The organism is Hyphomonas sp. NPDC076881, assembly GCF_050269995.1.
Classification (GTDB): domain Bacteria; phylum Pseudomonadota; class Alphaproteobacteria; order Caulobacterales; family Hyphomonadaceae; genus Hyphomonas.
Map to the genome: position 1 here is coordinate 188,463 of NZ_JBNNJJ010000007.1, position 14,146 is coordinate 202,608.

Genomic DNA, 14,146 nt, shown 5'->3' on the forward strand with positions numbered 1-14,146 from the left:
AGGGGGCCTTCAATTCCGGCAGGAGGGCTCGCATGGCCGAGGACAATTACAGCGATAACCCGGTCTACCGGCTGGCCGCGCTCGATCAGGATTTCGTGCTGGGCGATTCAATGCGCGGCGCGCGTTTCCTGATGGAATATAGCAAGGCCGAGGAGTTTCTCCGGCGCGAGCGCGTGCGTTCCACCGTCGTCGCCTTCGGCTCTGCCCGTATCCGCGAAGATGGCGGCGAGTGGCAGTCGCGCATCTATAATGCCGCGCGTACCTTCGGGCGCATCGCGTCCGAGCGGGGCGGCGCCCTCTGTGATGGACGGGAGTGGCGCGACAATGTCATCGCCACGGGCGGTGGCCCCGGCGTGATGGAAGCGGCCAATCGCGGCGCGCGCGATGCTGGCGCCGTCACCATCGGCTTCAATATCCAGCTGCCGCACGAGCAGTTTCCCAACCCGTACATCACACCCAACCTGAATTTCCAGTTCCACTATTTCGCCATGCGCAAGATGCACCTGGCCATGCGCGCCCGCGCGCTGGTGATCTTCCCCGGCGGCTTCGGCACAATGGACGAGCTTTTCGAACTCCTCACCCTCAGCCAGACCGGCAAGGGCCACCATATGCCCGTTGTGCTCTATGACCGGAATTTCTGGACACGGATCATCAACTTCGAGGCCTTCGCCGAGGCCGGCATGATCAGCCCGGAAGATCTGAAGCTGTTCGAGTTTGCCGACGATCCGGAGGAGGCGTGGGGCTGCCTCCTCCGTTGCGGCCTGGAAGTGCCGGACCGGTAACTTGGGGATCGCTGCAACCGGCGGCTGTGCGTCAAGCTCGGCGATTGCTCCCGCAAAGCTGGAAGCAGCGTAAAAGGCACTTTTGGGGCTGAAATGCCAAAGCTGCATCACTAATCCGACATATCTGCGTCTTTCCGCAGTTCCTTCGGCAGGCTAGATAAGCGCCATGCTGGCAGTCGCCCTATCGTCTTTTGATCCTGTTGCCGCCGCAATGGCTTTGCGGGGGGAAGAGGGGTTTATCTGGTTCGACAGCGCAGCGCCCGAGCATCCGGGGACGAGGTATTCCTATATCTGCGTCTGGCCAGTGGATCGATTACGACTGGAGACATCTGCTGAGGCCGTCGAAAAACTACGTGTCTGGATAACTAGGAGCGCCGTATCGTGGATTGAAGGCGGCGCGCCGTTTCAGGGCGGGGTTGCGGGCTATTTGTCCTACGACTTTGCGCCCGCCTTCATCGACCGGTTCCAGTCTCGCCACAGCGCCAGCCCGGCGCCCGCGTTGGAGTTTGGCCTCTATGACACCGTGATCGCTTTCGATCATGGCGCCGGAACGGCCCATATTTATTCTGCGGGGTTGCAGGCAGCAGATACGGCGCCGGACGAAAAACGGGCGAAGGAGAAAATCAGACGCCTGAAGGAGCGGCTGGCCGCGCCGGTCTCCCCGCTACCTCAGCCGGAAGCCCTCAACTGGACGCCGCACAGCGCGCCGGGCAGTTATCAGACCGGGGTTGCCCGTGTCCGGGAATATATTCGCGAGGGAGATATCTATCAGGCCAATATTTCCAGCCTGTGGACGGCCAAGCCGCTCTGCCCGGAGGCCGCATTTGTGCATTACCTTCAGGGCCGCGCCCGCTCGCCTGCGCCTTTTTCTGCGTTCGGCGTGTTTGAAGGGCGGGCCATCGCCAGTTTCTCGCCAGAGCGTCTGATCAGCGCCGATGGAGAGGGGCGGGTAAAGGCCGAACCCATTAAGGGCACTATCCGGCGCAGCGAAGATGTGGCCGAAGACGCTGCCGCCCGCGCGGCGCTGCTCGCCTCGGAGAAGGACCGCGCGGAGAATGTGATGATCGTGGACCTGCTACGCAACGATATTTCGCGGGTCTGCACTTCCGCCTCGGTTTCCGTTTCATCGCTCTGCCGGCTGGAGACCTTTGCAAATCTCCACCACCTTGTCTCGACGGTGGAGGGGCAACTGGCGCCGGGGCAGACGGCAGCAGACCTGCTGGCGGCCGTGTTTCCCGGCGGTTCTATCACCGGCGCGCCAAAGCTGCGGGCGATGGAGATCATTGATGAGCTGGAGCCAGCGGCGCGGGGCGTTTTCTGCGGCTCCCTGGGCTGGATAGGGCATGATGGCGCGATGGATTTTTCCATTCTGATCCGGACGCTGGAAGTGTTGCCGGGGGAAACACGGCTATGGGCGGGGGCGGGAATAACCCTTCTGTCTGATCCGGAGGCGGAGCATGCTGAAATCCGCCTGAAAGCAGAGCGGATCATCGGCGCGGCGGCAAATCCAGCGGGGGGATTATGATCCTTGTGCTGAACAATAGGGACAGCTTTGTCTTCAATCTGGCGCGCTATTTCCGTGAGCTTGGGTGCGAGATTGAGATAGTGGATAGTGACCGGATCACCGTTGCCGGGATCGCGGCGATGGCGCCGGAAGCCATGGTCGTCTCGCCGGGACCCTGCACACCAGCAGAGGCGGGTGTTTCTCTGGAGGCTATCGGCGCGTTTGGCGGGCGTGTGCCCATTCTCGGTGTCTGCCTCGGACATCAGGCGATCGCGGCGGCATTTGGGTGGCCCGTCACAAGAGCGAAATCGCCCGCGCATGGCCGCGCGGCCCGGATTAAACATACCGGGCTGCGGTTGTTCGAAGGGCTGCCGCCCGCTTTTGACGTGGGGCTCTACCATTCTCTCGTCGCCGAGGTCCCGGAAGCGGGAGGCGATCTGGTAATCGATGCTATCTCTCCGTCAGGTGAAGTGATGGCCCTCTCGCATAGCGAATTGCCGGTCTATGGCATCCAGTTCCATCCGGAATCCATCCTCACAGAGCATGGCCCCGCATTGCTGAGGAATTTTCTCAATCTCGCCCGCGCCTGGAGGCAGACATGATCCGGCTGAACCAATTCGTCTCTGCGCCTGAAAATGTTCAGCCCTTTGATCTGACCGATCGCGGGCTGCTGCTGGCAGATGGTGTTTTCGATACATCCCGTGTTGTGGGTGGGCAGATTATTCTGATGCGCGCACACCATGCCCGTCTGGTCACGGATGCGGCGGCGCTCGGGATTGGGGTTACCCCCGAAGAGTTGGAGGCGCTTGCCGGAGAAACCGTTCCTGATGGCGCAAATGGCGCGCTGCGGCTGACGGTTACGCGCGGTCCCGGCGCGCGCGGATTGGGTGGAGAGACGGCCGGCGCGCCCACTCTGATGGCGCGCTTTTCGCCGATGGAGAAGCTCTATCCAATGACGCCGGTTCGTCTTGGCATCAGCACAATCCGGCGGAACCCGACCTCGCCCACTGCGCGCCACAAGACCTTGTCCTATACGGACAATATCATGGCTCTGCGCGAGGTAGTAGCAGCGGGCGCGGATGAAGCGCTGATGCTGTCACCGGAAGGGAAGGTCGCCTGCGCGTCTGCGGCCAATGTGTTTGCGCAGTTTGGTAATCGTCTGGTGACCCCGCCCGTTTCGGAGGGCGCAATGCCGGGTATCGTGCGGGGTTGGCTGCTCAAGGCGGCGCTGGGCGCCGGGTTTGAAGCCGGCGAGGAAAGCCTGACGCCGCAACGCCTTGCAGAAGCAGATGGCATTTTCCTGACCAACAGCCTGCGGATATTCCAGCCTGTCAGCGCCTTTGCGGGTCGCAGCTTTGAAGCAGTTTTGCCGTCTGCGCTGATCGGGCTAGGCCAGATACTTCTGGAAGGAGGTTTCGATGATTGATGCGGAGCGGCGAGACCAGATTCTCGCGCGCGTGCGCGCTGAGCCGGTGATCATGGGCATCCTGAATGTTACGCCAGACAGTTTTTCCGATGGCGGGCGGCATAATACGCTCGATGCGGCAGAGGCGCAGGCCATGCGGATGCTCGCCGACGGCGCCGGCATCCTTGATATTGGCGGAGAGTCCACCCGGCCCGGCGCGGCGCCGGTATCTGCGGCGGAAGAACTCGTCCGCGTCATCCCCATAATCCGGCACCTTGCCGCGCGCGTCAGGACGCCGATCTCCATCGACACGGTAAAAGCTTCCGTTGCGCGCGCGGCGGTAGAGGCCGGGGCGGTGATCATCAATGATGTCACCGGCATGACCGGCGATCCGGAAATGGCTGCAACCGTTGCGGAAACCGGCGCAGCCATCGTCATCACCTATCATCGCGGAACGGCCGGCGACGCCGTGGACGCGGTGGCCGATATGCGCGGCTTCTTTGACCGGTCATTCGAGACGGCGGCGCGTCACGGCATCCCGAAGCAGCATATCTGGCTGGACCCTGGCGTGGGCTTTGCCAAGACGCCCCGGCAGAACCTTGAAGTGATCGCCGGGCTGGGCATGCTGGCGGCGTATGGCTGCCCTGTTCTGGTGGGGCTTTCCCGCAAGAGCTTTATCGGCCATGTCACTGGCCGGGCCGTAAATGATCGCCTTGCTGGCACGCTCACGGCTCATCTGATGGCGCTGCAGCGGGGCGCTCGCGTGCTGCGGGTTCATGATGTAGCTGAGCACACTGATATGTTGCGCCTGTATCAGGCGATCGAAGGGGCAGGGCATGAAGACTGAGATTATCATCCGCAATCTCCGCATCCACGGCTATCACGGCCTCAAGGAAGCAGAGAAGGCGCTCGGCCAGATTTTCGAGGTCGACATTACCTGCGACATGCATACGGACGTGCCGCCGCGCGATGTGATGGAAGATACCGTCTGCTATGGCGAGATCTGTGATCTGGTTGCCAGCGTTTCGGAGACAGAAGTATTCAACCTGATTGAAACGCTGGCGGAGCGGATAGCCTCTGCGATCTTTGCAAATTTCCCGCCCATCCAGAAAATCCGTGTCGAGATTCGCAAGCCCCGCGCGCCGATCCGCCATATCGTCAATCATGTCGGCATAGCCATAGAGCGGGAACGCCATGGCTGAAGCGGCGCTCGGTCTCGGTTCCAATCTTGGAGATCGCAAGGCGCATCTTTTGGGCGCCGTGCGGGCGCTGGAGACTTGGGACGGTATCCGGGTGGTGGCGGTGTCGTCTCTCTGGGAAACGCCGCCCTGGGGCATTGAGGACCAGCCGCATTTTCTCAATGCCTGCGTCCTGATCGACACGTCGCTTGCGCCCATGGAGGTGCTGGAAGCATGCCTTGCCATCGAGCGGGACCATGGCCGTGAACGCAGCCTGCGCTGGGGGCCGCGCACGCTGGATGTGGATGTTCTGTATTATGATGATGTGGAGATGGCCGGGGACCGGCTGATCCTGCCGCATCCGCGTATGCTTCTGCGGAGTTTCGTGCTGGCGCCGCTGGCTGAGATTGCGCCGGAGAAGGTGATTGGCGGCGCCACTATCCGCGAGAATTTGGCGCTTGCCGGCCTTGAGGCAGGTATGCGCCGCCTTGGCCCGATGCCGGAAGATCTATCACCAGACTAGCCGGGCCTTCAGCCCGCCCAAGGCAGATGTCCCCAGGTCCAGCCGGCCCTCTGTCGCCTCGGCAAGATCGTTGGCGATGGCAAGACCAAGGCCATGTCCGCCGGGCCGTTCATCGGCGCGCTGGCCGCGCAGGATAACCCGCTCCCGGTTTGCCGTGCCCAGGCCAGGGCCATCATCCTCGATCACCAGCTCCCGGGCGCGGGCCGCGACGCGAACGATGGAAGCGGCATACCGGGCGGCATTCTCCAGCAGCGGCCCGGCCATTTCCATCAGCTGATCAGCCGATACTGGAAGCGTGATGCTGGGCGGGCAATCTATTTCAAACGCAACGCGCTCCCCGCGATCTGTGCGGGAGAGAACGGAGACGAGCCGCTCGATGACAGCTGCAGGCGCCGTTGGGCCCCGGTCAAGGCTGGCCGCGGTGCGCGCGCGGGCGAGTTCGCGGTCTACTGCATCGGAGGCGGCGAGGATTGACTGTTCCAGCCCGTCGGCCATGTCGCCCTGTCCGGCCTCGCGCACGCGCCGGGCAACGGCGCGCAGCGCGGAGAGGGGCGTCTTCAGGCCGTGGGCAAGGTTTGCCGCGCGGTCGCGGGCGGCCCGAAGATCAGCCTCGCGTGCATCGGCCAGTTCGTTGATCTGGTCGACCAGAGGCGTCACTTCGGTTGCAAACCGGCCGGGAGAAAGCCGCGAGGCAGGGGAGGACTTCAGTTCACTGATGGATGACTGCACCGCCCGCAGCGGGATGAGGCCAATCGTTACCTGGAACCAGGCCGCCAGGCTGAGCGTGGCCCAGAGCAGCGTCAGGAAGATCGCCAGTTCGCGGGCAAATTCCTGGCGCGCATCAATCAGGCTGGCGCGGTCAGCGGCCACGATCAGGGTAACAGGCCTGGAGGTTTCGTCCTCCTGGATCGTGCGGGCAACGCGGACAAGATCCTGGCCGAAGGGGCCGGCTGCTGTGCCCCTGAGCCAATCCGTTCCATCCACGCCGGAGGGTATATCAAGGGCGTTATCCCACAGCGACCGGGAGCGTAGGATTTCGTCGCCGCGCGAGACCTGCCAGTAGAGGCCGCTGGCGGGCCGGTCAAAGCGCAGGTCGCTGGGCTGGTAGGTGTGTGCCGAGAAGCCGGCGGGAGAGAAGGTGAGCGCGCTGACGATGGCGCGGCCGTGGCGGATCAGGTCGTCTTCGGTGTTGCGCCGGATGTGACTGTCGAACAGGAGGACGAGTGTGAACCAGGAAATCAGCAGGGCCACCGCCACCGCCAGCGCGCCGCCAGCCAACAGGCGTAGCCGGATGGAGCGTAACGGTTTCACGCGCCCGCTTCGATGACATAGCCAAAGCCGCGCCGGGTGTTGATGACGCCGGGACCAAGCTTACGGCGCAGGCGCGAGACGATGGCTTCGATGGCGTTGGTGTCGCCGGTATCTTCCATGCCGTGGAGGTGTTCGGCGAGTTCGCCCGCAGAGACGGTGCGGTTCATGTTGTGGACGAGATAGTCCACGAGGCGGAACTCCAGAGGCGTGACGCGGACGGGCTGGCCGGCATAGGCGATGGTCATCCGGCGGGTATCCACCATCAGGTCGCCGGCCTGAAGGACAGGCTGGGCCATGCCTGCAGCGCGGCGGATGAGGGCGCGCAGACGGACGATAAGCTCAGCCATTTCAAAGGGCTTTGGCAGGTAGTCATCGGCGCCTGCCTCGATGCCATCGACGCGCTCCATCCAGCTGCCGCGGGCCGAGAGGATCAGGATAGGCGTAGCCATGCCGGCCGCGCGCCAGCGTTTCAGGACCGAGAGGCCGTCCATGCGGGGCAGGCCAAGGTCCAGGATGATGGCGTCATAGGATTCGGTATCGCCCTTGAACCAGGCGTCTTCGCCATCGCGGGCGAGATCCACGATAAAGCCAGCATCGCGCAGCGCGGCGGAAATATCGTCTGAAATCAGGGGTTCATCTTCAACGAGAAGGACGCGCATCAGTCGTCTTCCTCAATTTCGAGTATGCGGCCAGTGCGGGCATCCACTTCCATTTCCAACACAATTCCCCGGCGGGTGAGTATTTCTATCTCATAGATGAGCTGGCCGTCATCATCGTCCAGTTCCAGTTCCAGAACTTCGCCGGGATAGCGCTGCAGGATGGAGCCGAGGATCACTTCCAGCGGCAGGATTTCCCCGCTTTTGCGGGCATTCCAGACGATGTCCTGATCGCGGCTGGAACGGTCGTCATCATCATCGCCATCGTCCCAGTCCGCCAGGGCGGGCGCGGCAAGGGCCAGCAGAAAGCAGGCAACCAGCAGCCATTTCAGGACAAATCGGGACAACACGGGGACAGACAGCTCCATCGGGCGGACATTTCCGGACACATCCGGTCATATCCCGAACCCGCGCTGACAGAAACCTGACAGGAAGGGGCAGGTGCCTGTCAGCCAGCTTTCGGCAAATCGCAAACAGAGCCGCAAAGCGCGGCCAACCCTTTGCGAGAGGATCATCCGATGAAAAGCACCCCCTATGTTGTGGCCGCCCTTGTTCTGGGGATGATTGCCGCCGGAACCATTGGCGCAGGCAAGAGCGCCGCACAGACGGAAGCCGAGACTGAAGGCAGTGTGACGCCGACGCCGGCCAGGTATGCCATCGGCCACTCCGCCAGCCTTGACGAAGCGAGCCGGCAGCTGGCCGAGCAGGGGTTTGAGGTGATCGGCTATGAGACGGGTGGCCGGCGGATCGAGGTGACCGGGCTGACGGCGACGGGGCATTGTCTGGCGCTGAAATTCCACCCGTCCTCCGGCAAGGAGACCGGCCGCAAGCGCGATGATGATTGCAGCCCGCGCCGCGCCGACTGAGGCCGGGTGTCAGGCTGCGCCGGCTCTGCGGGCGAAGGGAAGTGGAATGATCTGGGCACCCTCCGGGCTGGCGGGCATCAACTCGGCACGGTCGCGGCCCAGGCGCTTGGCGCGGTAGAGTGCCTTGTCTGCCCGCTCCAGAGACGGGGTGATATCTGTCTCCCCCATCTCAGGCTGGCTCACGCCCATGCTGATGGTGATGTTGAAGCTGCCTTCGCTGCTCTTGAAGCTGAGGCCCCGGGCAGCCTCCCGCAGGCGGTTTGCCAGCAGGAGCGCAGCTTCAATACCGGTTTCCGGAAGGATGAGCCCGAACTCCTCGCCGCCGAGACGGCCGAGCAGGTCTGTGTCGCGGATGCTATCGGCCACCAGGCGCGACAACCGCACGATGACTTCATCGCCCGCTGCGTGACCGTGGACATCGTTTACCCGTTTGAAGTGGTCAATATCGAACATCAGGACACTGATGGGATGGTTGTGCCGATGGGCACGTTGCACTTCCCGCTCAGCGAAGCGGAAGAAGGCGCGGCGGTTCAGCGCTTTCGTCAGCGGATCGGTGACGGCGAGATCGTAGAGCGCACACCGGTCCTCCTCGGCATTGATCAGATCCTGCACCGCATAACGCCCGGCGCTGCAGACGCAGATGTCCTGGCTGACGATATGTGCCATGCTTTTCAGGAGGGTAATTTCTGCGTCCGTCAGCGTGCGTGGCCGGTTATCGATCAGGCAGAGTGTGCCAAACCGCTTTCCATCTGGATCACTTAGCGGGGCGCCCGCAAAGAAAACGACATGCGCCGCGCCCTTGACGGCGGGTTCGCGGGCGAAATAGGGCTCAAGCCGGGCATCGGCAACCGCGAAGGCTTCATCAGAGAGATTTGCGGAGGCACAGAATGTCTGCAGACTGTCGAACTTGCCCTTGGAAACGCCGTGAGCGGCGCGATACCAGTTGCGATATCGCTCGTTGAGGGCGGCGATCACGATGGGCGCGCCGAGCGCCAGGGAAGCTGCCCGCGCAATGTGGTCGGCATTGTGGACATCTTCGCTTCTCAGAATCCGGTAGCGCTGAAGCACTTCGGATTTTTGCTGTTCAAAGCGTGGTGGTGGATAGCTGAGCACGGAAAAAGCGTCCCCCCGGACATCTTGGTTACCGTGCCGTTATGCATACCCATCCTTGAATTCCGGATATCCCGGACCGATCAAATTTGATCGATCCGGGCAATTGGCGCACATTTCCGGATATGCGTTTCTTAAAATTCTGCGGGCAAATCGTAAATCCGCCCGCAGGCCAGCTTGCCCCTAGGCGCTGACCATACGGGGCAGGGCCTTGCAGAAGCGCTCCACATCTTCCAGCTTGCCGGTCGAAACGCGGCTCCAGGGCGTGTAGTCCATATACTGGCCGCGGATGGAGATCTGCTCGGCCGCCATGGCTTTCTGCAGATCATTGGCAGGCATACCGCTCTGGAAATAGACGAAGTTGGTCTGGGACTTCAGATAGGGCAGGCCGAGGGTATCCAGCGTAGCGGTGATCATTTCCCGCGCTTCGACAATCTTCGCTTTGGAACCGGCGATGAAGCTCTCATCATTGTAGCAGCCGATGGCGGCGGCGATGGATGTGCACGGGGTCCAGGACATTTGCGTGTAGCGGATCTTTGCGGCCGTTTCTGCCGAAGAGATGGTGTAGCCAACGCGGATGCCCGCCATGCCATAGATCTTCGAGAAGGTGCGGGTGACGATAACGTCCTTGCCTTCTTTGATCAGCGGAATGCAGGTCATCGAGGCTTCGTCATCCACAAGCTCGATATAGGCTTCATCGACAACCACTGTGGTTTTTGCTGCCATGCTGGAGGCAGCGGCCCGGATAACCGAGCCGGGCATGGCGATGCCGGTCGGGTTGTTCGGGTTGCACAACTGTACCATGCCGGTTTCCGGCGTGATGGCCGCTTCCATGGCCGGCAGGTCCATGTTCATGTCTTCCGTAAGCGGAATACGTGTGATTTCTGCCAGGCCGAGCTTGGCCGCATAGAGCGCGGTCGTATCCCAGAAGAGGCGCGGCGCCACGATGGGGCCTTTGGGGCCATAGATGAGGGCCAGCGCGCTGAGCGCTTCTCCTGAACCCGTGGTGATGACGATCTGCTCCGGCGAGACGCCGTGGCGTTCGGCAATCATGCCTGCCAGCGTCTTCGTGGCTTCTTCATTGGTGTAGTAGGCGCCCTTGCGGGCGGCTGCTTCGATCATCTTCAGAGCGGAGGGCGCCGGTCCGTAGGGGTTCTCATTGCGGGAGAGCAGCGCAAGGCCGGGTTCCGGGCCGAACAGGCTGGCCTCTTTCGGCTCCAGTGGAAACGCGCCGCGGGCTTCAGCGGCGGCCGAGGCCGTTGCCGAGGTGGTGGTTGCACAGCCCGCGAGGCCAACGGCGGCCGCGCCAGCGCCAGCCGAAAACAGGTTGCGGCGTGTAAGTCTATATCCCATGATCTTGCTCCAGATTTTGTACCGAAATGTCGGCGCTCATAGTGGACACCGCCGGAGCGGTTTCGACGTTAAACGGGGTGGCGCTGCGCGGAGGCGGCGAGAAGGCAGAGACCAGCATGATGCTGGACGTGACGAGCAGGTAAAGACCCAGCGCCCGGCGCAGGTGGGCTGCGTTGAGGTGGTGCGCCACGGTCACGCCCCACGGGGCGGTGATAACGCTCATCGATGTGATGGCGAGGGCGGCAATCACGTTGACATAGCCAAGCGACCCGAAAGGCAGGCCCGTCTGGCCGAAACCGGCGATGATACTGCCGATGGTTCCGGGCACGGCAATGATCGTTCCGAAACCGGCCGCAGTGGCCACCGCGCGGTGCATCGGCTGACCACTGAGGGTCATGATGAGAACGGCCGGCGTGCCCCCGCCAATGCCAAGCAGCGTGCAATAGCCGCCCAGCACGCTGCCGAGGCCGCCGCGCATCAATCCCTTCGGCATCTCCGTGGCGACCGGGCCGCGGCGCGTAAGCACCGGGAAGAGGAAGTGCCAGGACATGATGAAAACGCCGACGCCGAAGGTGACCTTCAGGGCGTGGCCATCCAGGTATTGCGCGACCAGCAGGCCCAGCACCACGCCGATCACCACCCAGGGTGTCCAGCTTCGCAATATCTCGAAATCGACGGCGCCGCGTTTGGCGTGCGCCTGGACCGAGCGCATTGAGGTGAAGATGATGGTGGCCAGCGATGTGCCGATGGCGACATGCATGATCTTGTCGGGCGCGATGGCATCCGACCCGGCGCTGAGAATGGTCAGCACCGAGGCGAGCGCGGGGACGACGACAAAGCCGCCCCCGATCCCGAACAAGCCAGCCACGAACCCCGCCAGCGCCCCCGCTGCCAGCATCGCCCCGATAAAGAGCAGTGTTTCAGGCGTTAGGATCATAAGAGAGAGATCCTTGATGATAGCAGCATAATCAGAACCTAGCCGTGAGCGTCACCTGAGCGGTGCGCGGATTGAGGGGGCGGAAGGTGGCCGCGCCGGAGCCCGTGGTGGTAAAGGTGAAGGCGAGGGTGTCTTCATCGAAGATGTTGTCGATGTTGAACCGCAGGCTGACATTTTCCGGGAGGCCGAAATTGTTCGGGCCGCCGAGATCCACATAGCCGCTCCAGATGAAGTAGCCTTCCATCTTGTTGCCGGGCGAGGAGGCGGCTTCGCGGAAGTCGGCATAGCGCTCGCCGGTGTATTTGGTGGACACGTTGGCGACGAGCCATTCGGTTGGCTCCCAGGTGACGCCGCCGGTGAACAGCCATTCCGGGCTGTCGGCCAGCAGGCTGCCGGCGGGGTTGCCGGCAAAGCCGTCATCAAGTTCGGCGTGGTTGTAGGTGAGGCTCACGTCGCCATAGAGCTTGTTGTCGAAGATTTCCGGCTGCCAGACACCCGAGAGTTCAACGCCGTAAGCGGTGGTGCCGCCGGCGTTGATATAGAAGGTCTCGTTCTCGAAGGTTTCCGGGTTCTGGACGTTGCCGGCAACCAGGCGGTTTTCAAAGCTCGTATAGAATAACGAGACGGCGCCGTTGAAGGTCGGCCGGTTGGTGCGGAAGCCAAGCTCGAAGTTTTCCGCTTCCTCTGCGGCCGGCTTGGGCGCGTCGAAGGTGACCGCCGTCGAGAAGATATCATCCGTACCGCGCGGCAGGGCGTAGTTCTGCGAGTAGGAGGCGAAGATCTGGTCGGTATTGTTGAGCGAGTAGACCGCGCCGATCATCGGCAGGGGATCACTCTTGTAGTTTGCAGAGATCGAGACCGGCGTGCCGGTGACTTCATAGTCGTAATAGTCGCGGAAGCCGTTCAGCGAATAGTCGATGTCCAGCATCTTCAGGCCAAGCTCCAGGGCGAGCTTGTCGTCGAGCAGGCGGACCGTGTCCTTGATATAATACTGGCGGGTTTCGCGCAGGGAGTCGTAGTCGCGGCGATAATAGGCGACCTCATCCCAGATCACGTCGCCATCGGCGGTGCCGCCGGTCTTGTTGAGGCGCAGCTGGGTGCGGTGATAATCGTCGGTCTCGGTCCAGCCGCCCACTTCGAGCGTATGATTGGCGATTTCCCAGCTCAGGCCAGCCACGATGCCCTTGCGGATGCCGCCGACGCCGGAGAGGCCATACTGAACGCCCCGCGGATGAACGACATCCAGGCCCGCCGCGAGCTGGCGGTTGTAGATGCTGAGGGTGTTGGAATAGCTGTCGGGAGATACTCCGTAGCCGTCCTTGTCTTCATAATAGGCGGTGGCAGTGAGGTTGATATTGTCGGTGAGGGACATGCCGCCGTTCAGCGAATAGAGCACGTCATCGCGGATGTTGATGCGGTCCTCGTAGTAGTTCATGCAGGAGCTCTGCGTAAAGACGGGCGTGAAGTCGCTACCGTCAATGACGCTGTCGCCGTTGAAATCATAGACGCCGGGCTGAGGCGAGATGCAGCTGTCGGGGATGTAGCCGATATAGCCATACTCGCGGCCCTCGGCTTCATACAGCGTGCGGCTCATCGACGGGGAGTCGTAGTCGAAGAAGTCGTTGCTGACATAGCCCAGCTGGAGGAAAGCGTCGTTCTGGAAGTCATAGCGCAGCTTGCCTTCCAGGTGTTCCCGGTCGATCGAGCCGGCGCCGCGCCAGAGGTCGCTATCGGTCTTGGAGCGGCTGAGATAGGCGGAAAAGCCGCCGATGCGGCCGGTTTCGAGTTTCAGGAATGTCCGCTGGAGATTGTCATCGCCGATGGTGATGGCGGCCATGCCGCCCATCTCTTCGCTGGGAGCGATGGAGTTATAGGACACGATCGGGCCGAGCGAGGCATAGCTGGGCAGGGAGACATCGCCGGCGCCGGGAGAGGCAACGACCGAGCCGAGGTTTTCGTTATCAACATAGCGGAAGATCGGACTGCCGCCGAAGGCGTCGGAGCGGCCCATGGGAACGCCGTCCAGCACGAAGCCGATCTGCTGAAGGTTGAAGGCGCGAACGGTCACCGAGTTACCAAACTCATAGAGACCCAGGGCGCCGTCCGTCTGTACGTTGAAACCGGGAAGGGTCTCCAGCATCTTCAGTCCGGAGATGCCGCCCGGCGCAGAGAGAAGTTCCTCGCGCGTCACGGCGACGGTGTTGGTTGCTTCGCCAACACCGATGGCAAGATCCGTCTGCGATACGCGGCGCCCCTCGACGACCACTGCCTCCATCACTGCCTGATCATCCGTGGCGGGAGCGGCTGAAACCTGGGCAAACGCTGGCCACATCCCCGCCGCGCTGATGAGTGCCAGAACGCTGATCTGAGATTTCATCGTGTTGCGGATCGTTTGCAGCATAGGGTCCCTCCATGCGATTCTGCAGAGCAGAGTCAGTGAGCGCCTGGCAGGGGCAGGCGCAAATCCTTAGGCGCCCATCTGTAGAGATTGTTGCGGTTCGGGCGGCGAATGCAGTTTCTT

15 protein-coding genes are annotated in these 14,146 nt (G+C 62.4%); 8 read left to right on the forward strand and 7 right to left on the reverse strand.

What is annotated here, in order from left to right:
• The first annotated feature begins 32 nt into the window (after positions 1–32).
• The 7 genes from ACQKI2_RS09710 to folK all read left to right on the forward strand — a co-directional run bounded on the left by ACQKI2_RS09710 (position 33) and on the right by folK (position 5,392).
• Positions 33–782 (forward strand): TIGR00730 family Rossman fold protein, encoded by a 750-nt coding sequence (locus ACQKI2_RS09710; RefSeq protein ID WP_427379492.1) that lies wholly within the window; start codon positions 33–35, stop codon positions 780–782.
• Between the two features lie 166 nt (positions 783–948).
• Positions 949–2,307, forward strand: a complete 1,359-nt coding sequence (locus ACQKI2_RS09715) for an anthranilate synthase component I family protein (protein WP_427379493.1) — start codon at positions 949–951, stop codon at positions 2,305–2,307.
• Positions 2,304–2,888 (forward strand): anthranilate synthase component II, encoded by a 585-nt coding sequence (locus ACQKI2_RS09720; protein WP_427379494.1) that lies wholly within the window; start codon positions 2,304–2,306, stop codon positions 2,886–2,888. Before ACQKI2_RS09715 ends, ACQKI2_RS09720 begins: the two co-directional genes overlap by 4 nt.
• A complete protein-coding gene (locus ACQKI2_RS09725; RefSeq protein WP_427379495.1) occupies positions 2,885–3,712 on the forward strand; it encodes an aminotransferase class IV in 828 nt (275 codons plus the stop codon). Before ACQKI2_RS09720 ends, ACQKI2_RS09725 begins: the two co-directional genes overlap by 4 nt.
• Positions 3,705–4,538: a dihydropteroate synthase gene (gene folP / locus ACQKI2_RS09730; protein ID WP_427379496.1), complete on the forward strand. Its 834-nt coding sequence runs from the start codon at positions 3,705–3,707 to the stop codon at positions 4,536–4,538. Before ACQKI2_RS09725 ends, folP begins: the two co-directional genes overlap by 8 nt.
• Positions 4,528–4,893, forward strand: a complete 366-nt coding sequence (gene folB, locus ACQKI2_RS09735) for a dihydroneopterin aldolase (protein WP_427379497.1) — start codon at positions 4,528–4,530, stop codon at positions 4,891–4,893. The genes folP and folB overlap by 11 nt, the downstream gene beginning before the upstream one ends.
• Positions 4,886–5,392, forward strand: a complete 507-nt coding sequence (gene folK / locus ACQKI2_RS09740) for a 2-amino-4-hydroxy-6-hydroxymethyldihydropteridine diphosphokinase (protein ID WP_427379498.1) — start codon at positions 4,886–4,888, stop codon at positions 5,390–5,392. The genes folB and folK overlap by 8 nt, the downstream gene beginning before the upstream one ends.
• On the opposite strand, the gene ACQKI2_RS09745 is transcribed toward folK, so the two are convergent.
• Genes ACQKI2_RS09745 through ACQKI2_RS09755 form a run of 3 tightly spaced genes read right to left on the reverse strand, consistent with a single transcriptional unit; the run spans position 5,381 to position 7,748 of the window.
• Positions 5,381–6,703, reverse strand: a complete 1,323-nt coding sequence (locus ACQKI2_RS09745) for an ATP-binding protein (RefSeq protein ID WP_427379499.1) — start codon at positions 6,701–6,703, stop codon at positions 5,381–5,383. The genes folK and ACQKI2_RS09745 overlap by 12 nt on opposite strands.
• Positions 6,700–7,362 (reverse strand): response regulator transcription factor, encoded by a 663-nt coding sequence (locus tag ACQKI2_RS09750; protein ID WP_427379500.1) that lies wholly within the window; start codon positions 7,360–7,362, stop codon positions 6,700–6,702. Before ACQKI2_RS09750 ends, ACQKI2_RS09745 begins: the two co-directional genes overlap by 4 nt.
• A complete protein-coding gene (locus tag ACQKI2_RS09755; protein WP_427379501.1) occupies positions 7,362–7,748 on the reverse strand; it encodes a PepSY domain-containing protein in 387 nt (128 codons plus the stop codon). The genes ACQKI2_RS09750 and ACQKI2_RS09755 overlap by 1 nt, the downstream gene beginning before the upstream one ends.
• Positions 7,749–7,877: 129 nt before the next feature.
• On the opposite strand from ACQKI2_RS09755, the gene ACQKI2_RS09760 reads away from it, so the two are divergent.
• Positions 7,878–8,225, forward strand: a complete 348-nt coding sequence (locus tag ACQKI2_RS09760; RefSeq protein WP_427379502.1) for a hypothetical protein — start codon at positions 7,878–7,880, stop codon at positions 8,223–8,225.
• 9 nt (positions 8,226–8,234) lie between these two features.
• On the opposite strand, the gene ACQKI2_RS09765 is transcribed toward ACQKI2_RS09760, so the two are convergent.
• The 4 genes from ACQKI2_RS09765 to ACQKI2_RS09780 all read right to left on the reverse strand — a co-directional run bounded on the left by ACQKI2_RS09765 (position 8,235) and on the right by ACQKI2_RS09780 (position 14,026).
• Positions 8,235–9,338: a diguanylate cyclase gene (locus ACQKI2_RS09765; RefSeq protein ID WP_427379503.1), complete on the reverse strand. Its 1,104-nt coding sequence runs from the start codon at positions 9,336–9,338 to the stop codon at positions 8,235–8,237.
• A 180-nt stretch (positions 9,339–9,518) separates the two neighbouring features.
• Positions 9,519–10,688: a pyridoxal phosphate-dependent aminotransferase gene (locus ACQKI2_RS09770; RefSeq protein WP_427379504.1), complete on the reverse strand. Its 1,170-nt coding sequence runs from the start codon at positions 10,686–10,688 to the stop codon at positions 9,519–9,521.
• Complete coding sequence (locus ACQKI2_RS09775; RefSeq protein WP_427379505.1) at positions 10,678–11,625, reverse strand: sulfite exporter TauE/SafE family protein; 948 nt, start codon at positions 11,623–11,625, stop codon at positions 10,678–10,680. Before ACQKI2_RS09775 ends, ACQKI2_RS09770 begins: the two co-directional genes overlap by 11 nt.
• A gap of 31 nt (positions 11,626–11,656) precedes the next feature.
• Positions 11,657–14,026: a TonB-dependent receptor gene (locus ACQKI2_RS09780; protein ID WP_427379506.1), complete on the reverse strand. Its 2,370-nt coding sequence runs from the start codon at positions 14,024–14,026 to the stop codon at positions 11,657–11,659.
• Positions 14,027–14,146: the final 120 nt, after the last annotated feature.